The 9813-nt window shown below is 46.6% G+C and carries 11 protein-coding genes; 7 read left to right on the plus strand and 4 right to left on the minus strand.

The window, feature by feature from the left end; all coding sequences use genetic code 11:
- Positions 1-35 precede the first annotated feature (35 nt).
- From QUA78_RS25780 to QUA78_RS25790, 3 genes are all read right to left on the minus strand, one after another.
- Positions 36-284, minus strand: coding sequence for a transporter suffix domain-containing protein (locus QUA78_RS25780; RefSeq protein WP_333303061.1), 249 nt, complete (start codon positions 282-284; stop codon positions 36-38).
- Positions 285-527: 243 nt separating this feature from the next.
- On the minus strand, positions 528-1346 hold the full coding sequence (locus QUA78_RS25785; RefSeq protein ID WP_333303060.1) for a carbohydrate ABC transporter permease: 819 nt from the start codon (positions 1344-1346) through the stop codon (positions 528-530).
- 231 nt (positions 1347-1577) lie between these two features.
- Positions 1578-1769 (minus strand): hypothetical protein, encoded by a 192-nt coding sequence (locus tag QUA78_RS25790; protein WP_333303059.1) that lies wholly within the window; start codon positions 1767-1769, stop codon positions 1578-1580.
- A gap of 70 nt (positions 1770-1839) precedes the next feature.
- On the opposite strand from QUA78_RS25790, the gene QUA78_RS25795 reads away from it, so the two are divergent.
- Positions 1840-2532: an aldehyde oxygenase (deformylating) gene (locus QUA78_RS25795; RefSeq protein ID WP_333303057.1), complete on the plus strand. Its 693-nt coding sequence runs from the start codon at positions 1840-1842 to the stop codon at positions 2530-2532.
- A 149-nt stretch (positions 2533-2681) separates the two neighbouring features.
- Complete coding sequence (locus QUA78_RS25800) at positions 2682-3704, plus strand: long-chain acyl-[acyl-carrier-protein] reductase (RefSeq protein ID WP_333303080.1); 1023 nt, start codon at positions 2682-2684, stop codon at positions 3702-3704.
- 78 nt (positions 3705-3782) lie between these two features.
- Here the strand turns inward: QUA78_RS25800 and QUA78_RS25805 are convergent, their stop codons facing one another.
- Entirely contained in the window at positions 3783-4067 is a 285-nt protein-coding gene (locus QUA78_RS25805) for a hypothetical protein (RefSeq protein ID WP_333303056.1), read from the minus strand.
- 168 nt (positions 4068-4235) lie between these two features.
- Between QUA78_RS25805 and accA the strand changes: the two genes are divergently transcribed.
- The 5 genes from accA (at position 4236) to QUA78_RS25830 (ending at position 9663) form a co-directional block, all read left to right on the plus strand.
- On the plus strand, positions 4236-5216 hold the full coding sequence (accA, locus tag QUA78_RS25810) for an acetyl-CoA carboxylase carboxyl transferase subunit alpha (protein WP_333303055.1): 981 nt from the start codon (positions 4236-4238) through the stop codon (positions 5214-5216).
- A 250-nt stretch (positions 5217-5466) separates the two neighbouring features.
- A complete protein-coding gene (locus tag QUA78_RS25815) occupies positions 5467-6192 on the plus strand; it encodes an SDR family oxidoreductase (protein ID WP_333303053.1) in 726 nt (241 codons plus the stop codon).
- A gap of 124 nt (positions 6193-6316) precedes the next feature.
- Entirely contained in the window at positions 6317-7051 is a 735-nt protein-coding gene (gene folE / locus QUA78_RS25820) for a GTP cyclohydrolase I FolE (protein ID WP_333303051.1), read from the plus strand.
- A 393-nt stretch (positions 7052-7444) separates the two neighbouring features.
- The gene (locus QUA78_RS25825; RefSeq protein WP_333303050.1) at positions 7445-8872 is read left to right on the plus strand and encodes a phosphoglucomutase/phosphomannomutase family protein; all 1428 of its coding nucleotides are present in this window, start codon (positions 7445-7447) and stop codon (positions 8870-8872) included.
- Between the two features lie 101 nt (positions 8873-8973).
- Positions 8974-9663 (plus strand): metallophosphoesterase family protein, encoded by a 690-nt coding sequence (locus QUA78_RS25830; RefSeq protein ID WP_333303048.1) that lies wholly within the window; start codon positions 8974-8976, stop codon positions 9661-9663.
- Positions 9664-9813 lie beyond the last annotated feature (150 nt).

Raw genomic sequence — 9813 nt, forward strand, 5'->3', positions numbered from 1 at the left:
TAATCTCTAGGCTCATTATCGGCGTCGAACCCGGTTCATCTGCGGTTAAAATTTTTGATTTTTTTCCAAAGATAGCGGGGATGCAAATAACGCCGATATTTGGTAACTACTTCTTTCCCCAACAGCACCACGCTAATCCAAAAACAAACTTCTGCCACAACAACCAAAACGACAGATAAAGTAGTTTTTTGCGTAAGGTCTAGCGGCAGGAATGGCACAATAAATAAGACTACTAACCACGGTACAAAAGATACAATAAATAAAAACAAACCGAGCTTCTGCATAGATTCACATACTACAGCTTTAATATCCCTTTTATATCTTAGTCCACTTAAAGTGAACTTCGTTTGTATAGTAGCGATTTCAATTGCCGAGTGACTGCAAATTTACATCTTGTACCAATGTCAGCAACAGGCTTTCCGGCCTGTGAAGCGAGAACATTTAGTATTTGTGGAACAGGCTTTCCGGCCTGTTCTTGAGAATGGTTCAACATATGACTAAAAACTTAATTGCCAAGCATCTCCAACTCAATTCTTAATCCCCGTCGCCGCAATCCCCCGAATAAACTGCCGTTGACCGGCCAAAAACAGCAATACCACCGGCACTGTTCCAATTACCACCGCGGCCATCAACAACTGCCAACTGCTAGTAAACTGTTCCTGAAATTCGGCCAGAACCAACTGCACAGTCCGCAACTCCGGCCGCGTCGTAAACACCAGCGGCTTAAACAAATCATTCCACTCCCCGATAAAGGTAAACAAAAACAGCGTCACCAAAGCAGGGCGGGCCAAAGGTAACATCACCTGCCACAAAACCTGCCAGCGGTTAGCCCCATCCAGCATTGCCGCCTCCTCCAACTCCACGGGAACAGTCATAAAATACTGGCGCAGCAGAAAAATCCCAAAACCGTTAGCAGCCGTCGGCAAAATCAGCGCCCCGTAAGTATTCAGCAGATGGCCCCACTTCAAAACCAAGAAAATCGGAATCACCAAAAGCTGAAACGGAATTACCAGGGTTGCCAAAACCCCCAACACAATCGCCTGTCGCCCGCGAAACTTCAGCCTGGCCAAGGCGTAACCGGCCAAAGCAGAAGTTACAACCTGAAAAGCAGTTACTGCGATCGCCACTAGAGTAGAATTAAGGAATGCCAACAAAAAATTGCCCCGTCGCCAAGCCTCCTGATAGTTCGCAAAAGTCAGGCCTGTGGCCTTGACACCCACACCAGATGGTGATAATGAAATCAAAAATACAGCAGCCAGCGGCAGCAGCACCAGCGCAGCCCCCGCCAGCAACAAAATAAAACTCAGCAATTCCAGCGCTTGAGACCTGTCAAAGGATTTACCCATAAATTTGTGAATTAACCTAAAATAATAAGCCTGTGAGGTTCTCCAACCCGATCGCCTCCCAGATTCCCATACAACAACATAATAGTCGTAGAGGGCAAGAAGGAGTACCTAGGGAGGAAGTTGTGATTAGGATATAATGTTATAGATAGAATTGGTACTGTAAAACCCTGAAAGGTGGAGACATAGACCGTATTTCTATCATCTATTTCCGGGCAAAAGAGCGACTAACGACTAATTCAAGTAATTAGTAAATAGATAGCATTCTAGCGATAGTCTTTCTGGAGTGTTCGACGGCAAAAGTCCGCCAAACACGCTGAGGACGCCAGTTTTTCCCGGAACGTCAAAGAAAAGTTCTTTGTCGAAAGAATCCTCAGCTATAATCTCTGATTTAGATGGGGTGCGTTCAAAAAAGGTAAAGTGCACTGTCACTGACCCCCAATTTTAAAGGGGTTTCCAAACATCCCACAAGCTTATATGAGGAGACTACATATCTATGCCCCAGCTTGAGGCCAGCCCAACAATTGACTTTCAAACCGAAACTTACAAAGATGCTTACAGCCGCATCAACGCCATTGTGATTGAAGGCGAACAAGAAGCTCACGACAATTACCTGACACTGGCCGAACTGTTGGCTGACAAAAAAGCAGAGTTAGTTGGCTTGTCCAAGATGGAGAACCGCCACATGAAAGGCTTCCAAGCTTGTGGCCGGAATCTTAAAGTCACGCCCGACATGGCATTTGCCAAGCAGTTCTTTTCGGAACTGCACAGAAACTTCCAAACGGCCGCGGCCCAAGGTCAGATTGTAACTTGCTTGTTGATTCAATCGCTAATTATTGAGTGTTTTGCGATCGCAGCTTACAACATCTACATCCCCGTCGCCGATGACTTTGCTCGCAAAATCACCGAAGGCGTCGTCAAAGAAGAATACAGCCACCTCAATTTTGGGGAAGTGTGGCTGCAAGCTCACTTTGAGGAATCCAAAGCCGAACTAGAAGCCGCCAACCGCCAAAACCTGCCCATCATCTGGAGACTGCTAAACTCTGTCGCAGACGATGCCCGCGTTTTGGGAATGGAAAAAGACGCTTTAATCGAAGACTTTATGATTGCCTACGGCGAAGCCCTAGGTAACATTGGCTTTAACAACCGCGACATCATGCGGATGTCAGCACAAGGCTTAGCAGCCTAGTTAATTAGGAAATAAGGAATGGGAAAAAAATTAAAAATTAAAAATTAAAAATGGGATACCTCATTTTAAAATATAAATTTTTAATCTTCCCATCTTCCATCTTCCATTTTCAATCTTCAATCTTCAATCTTCCTTCATTTGACAACTTAATGTTTGGTCTAATCGGTCACTTAACCAGCTTAGAACACGCCCAATCAGTAGCTAACGAGCTGGGCTATCCAGAATATGCCGATCAAGGTCTCGATTTTTGGTGCAGCGCACCGCCTCAAATAGTCGATCATATCACGGTAACAAGCATCACTGGACAAAAAATAGAAGGCCGCTATGTGGAGTCCTGTTTTCTGCCAGAAATGCTAGCCACTCGCCGGATTAAAGCAGCCACTCGCAAAATCCTTAATGCGATGGCACACGCTCAAAAAAACGGGATTAACATCACTGCTTTAGGCGGCTTTTCTTCAATCATTTTTGAGACTTTCAACTTGCAGCAAATTAAGCAAATTCGCAATCTCAAGTTGGAGTTTGAACGCTTCACCACTGGTAACACTCACACGGCTTACATCCTCTGCCGTCAAGTAGAACAAGCAGCCCCAAAATTGGGAATTGAACTTTCAAAAGCCACTGTAGCTGTTTGCGGTGCTACTGGGGATATTGGCAGTGCGGTGTGTCGCTGGCTCAATGTTAAAACAAATGTAGCAGAATTGTTGCTGATTGCCCGCGACAAAGAACGATTGCAAGATTTGCAATCGGAATTGGGGCGAGGCAAAATCATGGATTTGGAAGAAGCCCTGCCCCAAGCGGATATAGTAGTCTGGGTAGCCAGTATGCCAAAGGGAGTAGAAATTGACCCTAAGACATTGAAGCAACCCTGTTTATTGATTGACGGTGGCTATCCGAAAAATTTGGCAACTCAGGTTCAGCATCCAGAAATTTACGTACTCAATGGCGGCATTGTGGAGCATTCCCTCGATATTGAGTGGAAAATTATGAAGATTGTCAATATGGATGTACCGGGCCGACAGTTGTTTGCCTGTTTTGCCGAATCAATGCTGCTGGAATTTGAAAAATTGTATACCAATTTTTCGTGGGGACGGAATCAAATTACTGTCGAAAAAATGGAGCAAATCGGCGAGATTTCAGTTAAACACGGTTTCCGACCTTTAATGTCATTTTGATGTGATTTGTTGCAGTTATTGGTTATTGCGGAAAGTTTTTCTGATAATAACCAGTAACTTTTTTTAGAGAGTTAACAGTTAACCGTTAACATTATGTCCGATCGCACGACGAAAATAAAAGTTATGTGTAGTTCTCAACCAGCCCAGGGGATTCGCGACAAAAGTTTGTCTTTTTTCTGATATTTGATGGTCGGCGACAACAGCTAATATAGACAGGGCTGTTAAAGCTTCAGTAGAGCTGAGATCGATCGCGCTGGTGTGGCTGATTGGACTTGGGAACAGTTCAGCAGCGTTAGGTCTTTTGTGGCTGTCCGGAGCCGAGCGGCGCGGAGTAATATGCGCGTAAACATCAGAAGCAAGCAATAATAGTGTAGCAAAAAACGAGGCTCAAGCCTCTGGTTTTCCACCAGGTTGCTAAGCAAAGCAAAATTCAAAATTCAAAACTTCCCCTCTTTTTCAGCATCCCCTGACAGGGTAGGATCGGAAAATAGTCGATCGACAAAACCTTAAAACCTTATAGAAATTATCAGCGTGGCAAACCCCGACCGCAAACCACTACTCTTAGATTTTGAAAAGCCTCTGGCGGAACTAGAAACCCGAATTCACCAGATTCGCCAACTCGCCGAAGAAAACAGCGTCGATGTCACCGACGAAATTCGCAAACTCGAAGCGCGTTCCGCCCAACTGCGACAAGAAATCTTCAGCAGCTTGTCCCCCATGCAGCGCCTGCAACTCGCCCGTCACCCGCGCCGCCCCAGCACCCTCGATTACATTCAGGCAATTAGCGACGAGTGGATCGAGCTTCACGGCGATCGGCGCGGCGGAGACGACCCGGCCCTCGTCGGCGGAATTGCCCGCATAGACGGGCGTCCCACAGTCATCATCGGCCATCAAAAAGGGCGCGACACTAAAGACAATATCGCCCGCAACTTCGGCATGGCAGCTCCCGGCGGCTACCGCAAAGCCCTGCGGTTGATGGAACACGCCGATCGCTTCGGAATGCCAATTTTCACGTTTATCGACACTCCGGGAGCTTGGGCGGGCTTAGAAGCAGAACAGCTCGGACAGGGAGAGGCGATCGCCTGTAACCTCCGAGAAATGTTTCGCCTCGACGTTCCCATTATTTGCACCGTCATCGGCGAAGGCGGTTCCGGGGGCGCCTTGGGTATCGGTGTCGGCGAGCGGCTGTTGATGCTGGAACATTCCGTCTACACCGTCGCCACTCCCGAAGCTTGTGCTGCCATTCTCTGGAAAGACTCTGGCAAAGCTAACTTGGCTGCAGAAGCCCTGAAAATCACTTCCTGGGATTTGAAAAACCTCGGCGTTCTCGATCAAATAGTACCAGAGCCGGTCGGCGGCGCTCACTCGAATCCCCTCAAAGCCGCTTCCATACTCAAACAAGCTTTGTTGGAAAACTTAGCAGAACTAACACAGCTTACGAGTCAGCAGCGACGCCAGCTCCGGTATCAAAAGTTTCGCGACATCGGTGTATTCACTGAAATTACTGCTTGAGCCGATCGATTCAGAGTTATCGGTTATGAGTGAAAAATCTCTTAACTTCCTACTCATAACCGATCACTCACCAGTCACTATTCTGCGAATCAGTCAGCAGTGTTATAATTTTTCAGGTGACACCGGCTTAACAGTTCTTAATGTTCATCTCATAATTAACTGCGATCGCCCGCAGCAGACAGTTGTCTAATTTGCCTCAGAAGGCTGCAACGCTGTAGGGAGTTGCCGAGCCAAAGTATTAGGACACTGAATGAACCATCCAACAACAAAGCAGGCTCTGATTACCGGAGCCAGCAGCGGTATTGGCAAAGCGACGGCTCTAGCGTTCGCCGCCGAGGGCATAAATCTGGCCTTAGTTAGCCGAGAGTCAGAAAACTTAGAAGCCGTTGCCGCCGCAGCCAGAGAAGTCGGAGTGAAAGCAGAAGCTTATCCCTTAGACTTGGCAAAAATTGAGCAAGTGCAAAGCAGCATCAGCGCGATCGCAGCTCAATTCGGCCCCGTAGATATCCTGGTCAACAGCGCTGGTATGGGCTACACCGGCTCGTTGACGGAAACGTCCCTAGCCGACTGGCAGAGCGTTCTAGACCTCAATCTTACTAGCGTTTGGCAGTGCATTCTAGGAGTTTTGCCCTCCATGCGCGATCGCGGATCGGGAATCATCATCAATGTTTCCTCGATCGCCGGCAGCCAAACCTTCCCCAACTGGGGAGCCTACTGCGTCAGCAAATTCGGTCTCATGGCTTTGTCTAAAACCTTAGCCGCCGAAGAACGGGCTCGCGGAATTCGGGTAACAGCAATCTGTCCGGGTTCTGTCAACACTCCCATGTGGGACACAGACACCGTGCAATCCGACTTCGATCGCAGCGCCATGTTAACCCCTGAAATCGTCGCCCAATCAATTTTGCACGCAGTTCAGTTACCAGCGAGTGCAGTAATTGAAGAAATCACCCTCATGTCCAACGCAGGAATTTTGTGAACTTGAGATTTTAGACTGCTGGATTTTTCTCGAATTCAACAATCTTTGAATCTCTAGCTATATCCCCCTATCAAAAATCGAAAATCGAAAACCGAAAATCGATTCACCCTCACACCAACTTGTTATGACAATTGCATCTTCCACCGATTCCAATGGCTCGAACTCAATCTCGACTGACAGCATGAAACTTTTAGAAACCGCAGATAACAACTCCCCGCGCATCACCACTAGACCCGATCGCAATTCCTCGCACGGTCAAGAATCCCACGTACCCGTACCCTCAGAAGTAGGCCAGGAAGAAATGATGGAGGCCGTTCGCACCCTGCTGCTGGGAGTAGGAGAAGACCCCGAACGCGAAGGATTGCTCAAAACCCCGAAGCGGGTAGCAGAAGCAATGCGGTTTCTCACCAGCGGCTACACTCAATCCCTCGAAGAACTCCTCAACGGCGCTATCTTTGACGAAGGACACAACGAAATGGTGCTGGTGCGAGACATCAGCGTATTCAGTATGTGCGAACACCATATGCTGCCGTTTATGGGTCGAGTTCACGTCGCTTACATTCCCAACCAAAAAGTAGTGGGACTGAGCAAATTAGCCAGAATTGTCGAGATGTACAGCCGTCGGTTGCAGGTGCAAGAACGTTTGACGCGCCAAGTTGCCGAAGCAGTTCAGACAATATTGGAACCGCAGGGAGTAGCAGTAGTAATGGAAGCCAGCCATATGTGCATGACGATGCGGGGTGTGCAAAAACCCGGTTCTTGGACGGTTACGAGTGCCATGTTGGGCGTGTTTCAAGAGGATCAGAAAACTCGCGAAGAATTCCTGAATTTGATCCGCCACCAACCGGCATTCTTTTAGTCAGTTGACAGTTGGCAGTTGGCAGTTGGCAGTTAACAGTAATTAGTAGGTTGGGTTGAGAGACGAAACCCAACTTAATTTATCAAGCAAGGCTAATGACAGCCAACAGTCAGCAGCTAACAGTCAACAGTTAATCGATTTTAGATTTTAGATTGAAGTATTGAAGTATTGACCCCACGGATAAATTCGGGGGCTCCTTTATCGGATATAGGTTTTTTATTTCTGGACGGATGAATCCGGGGGCTTGTATCCTGGATGCTTTCGGTCAATAGCCAGAGTAAAGGCTGTGGAAGCAATTCCATAATCTAAAATCTAAAATCTAAAATCTAAAATCAGATGACGATCGACTGATAAACCCATAAAATAGACGGGTGACTCATGACTTGTGACTAAATGAATCCTATTAAATTCGGTACAGATGGCTGGCGCGGCATCATTGCTGACGATTTTACATTCGATCGCGTGGCGTTAGTAGCTCCCCTAGCGGCACAAGTTCTCGCACAAACCGGCGGCAGCGATGGCAGCAGCGGTACCGTAATTGTCGGTTACGACCGTCGGTTTCTGGCTGAAGATTTTGCCAAAACAGCGGCCGTTGCCGTCCAAAATGCAGGATTTGACGTGCTGCTAAGCGAATCCTACGCCCCTACTCCAGCTTTCAGTTTAGCTGCCAAACAATTAAATGCTTTGGGTGCGATCGTCCTGACAGCCAGCCACAATCCCGGTGCCTATTTAGGGTTAAAAGTCAAGGGCGGATTTGGCGGTTCAGTTTCGCCCGAAGTTACTCAACAGATAGAAGAAAAACTCGAAAATCCGGCGACACTTTCAGCAACTCCCGGCAAATTGGATAATTTCAATCCTTGGCCGGCTTACTGCAAAACCTTGCGGGAAATGGTAGATATTGAGGCGATTAAAGAGGCGATCGCCAGCGGCAAAATTACAGTATTTGTAGATGTAATGCACGGTGCCGCCGCCGGAGGATTAGCTCAAATTTTAGAAGAAACAGTACATGAAGTCAACAGCGATCGAGATCCGCTGTTCGGCGGCGGTGCACCGGAACCTTTGCCCCGCTACCTGTCGCAGTTATTTCGGGTGATGCGCACTCACCAGCGAAAAAGTTCTGGTTTGTCGATCGGATTTGTATTTGACGGAGATAGCGATCGAATTGCAGCCGTTGACTCTAGCGGCAACTTTCTCAGTTCACAAATCCTAGTGCCCATATTAATCGAACATTTAGCAAAACGGCGCGGCTTGACCGGGGAAGTCATCAAAACAGTCAGCGGTTCAGACATAATTCCCAAAATTGCCAAGCTGTACGACTTGCCTTTATTTGAAACGCCGATCGGTTACAAGTATATAGCCGATCGAATGCTAACCACCCAAGTCTTAGTCGGCGGCGAAGAATCGGGAGGAATTGGCTACGGTACACACATTCCCGAACGAGATGCTTTGCTGTCAGCGCTGTACTTGCTAGAAGCAGTTGTCAAATCCGGGGAAGACTTAAGCGAAATTTACAGCCGACTGCAACAAGAAACAAGCTTTACTTCAGCTTATGACAGAATCGACTTGCACTTAGCAAACATGGAAGAAAGGTCGCGTTTGCTGTCGCTGCTGCAAAATCAACCTTTAACAGAAATCGCCGGCAAAGCAGTTGTAGATTGCAACAAAGTTGACGGATATAAATTCCGTTTAGCCGACGGAAGTTGGCTGTTAATTCGGTTTAGCGGAACCGAACCAGTGTTGCGGCTGTATTCAGAAGCGGCCACCTTGAAAGAAGTGATGCAAAACTTGAATTGGGCGAAGGATTGGGCGCAGAAAGGTTAATTTTTTAACCACAGGTGAATGACACGGGCGAGACGCCCGTGCCACATTTGAATTCCATTAAAAACCTCGTTTGTAGTAAGGACTTTAGTCCTTCTTCAACAATGATTACAAACAAAAACTTCAATATTATCGGTGTAATCGGCGATATCCACGCTGAAGAACAATTGTTGGATAAAACCGTAGCTTTTCTGAACTCCCAAAATGTTAATAATATCCTTTGTGTAGGGGATATTGTTGATGGTTCAGGTGACGCTAATCAATGCTGTAATATATTGAAACGCGAAGAAATTCTGGTCGTTTTAGGAAATCACGATCGATGGTTATTAAAAAATGAAATGCGAAGTCTAATAGAGGCTACACAGCCAGATTCCCTTTCGGTTATTTCCCAGTCGTTTTTAAGCTCTCTCCCTTCAACTATTGAATTCCCAACACCTCACGGTCTAGCACTCTTGTGTCACGGCATTGGAGAAAATGATATGGCTCGACTAAATCCTGGTGATTATGGGTATGCCCTTGAAGTAAACATTGATATCCAAAACTTAATTCGAGGGGGAAAATATAGATATGTCATCAATGGTCATACACATTACAAGATGGTTCGACACTTTGGTAACTTAACTATTATAAACGCGGGTACGTTAAAGCACGAGCATGAGCCTGGTTTTTTAGTAATTGATTTTGTCCAACAGTTTGTACAATTCTACAAGTTTTTGGGAGAGTCGGCGATCGAAGAAGCAGAAAGAGTTAGTTTAACAGCGGTAAGTTGCGATATGGGCGGCTTTACGAGATAATTAGTTTGAGAGAATTATTGTTGGCAAAACCCGCCCCTAGAGATATTGATGGTTATTTAACCCGAATTGAGTTATACCAATTTAATATGAAGCTGCATAGAATAAAGCTTCAAGAATGAAATTGTAAGAAGATAGCGAACAGATTTGTTC

Origin of the sequence: Microcoleus sp. K4-B3 (assembly GCF_036704615.1) — a bacterium.
In the GTDB taxonomy this organism is placed as follows: Bacteria; Cyanobacteriota; Cyanobacteriia; order Cyanobacteriales; family Microcoleaceae; genus Microcoleus.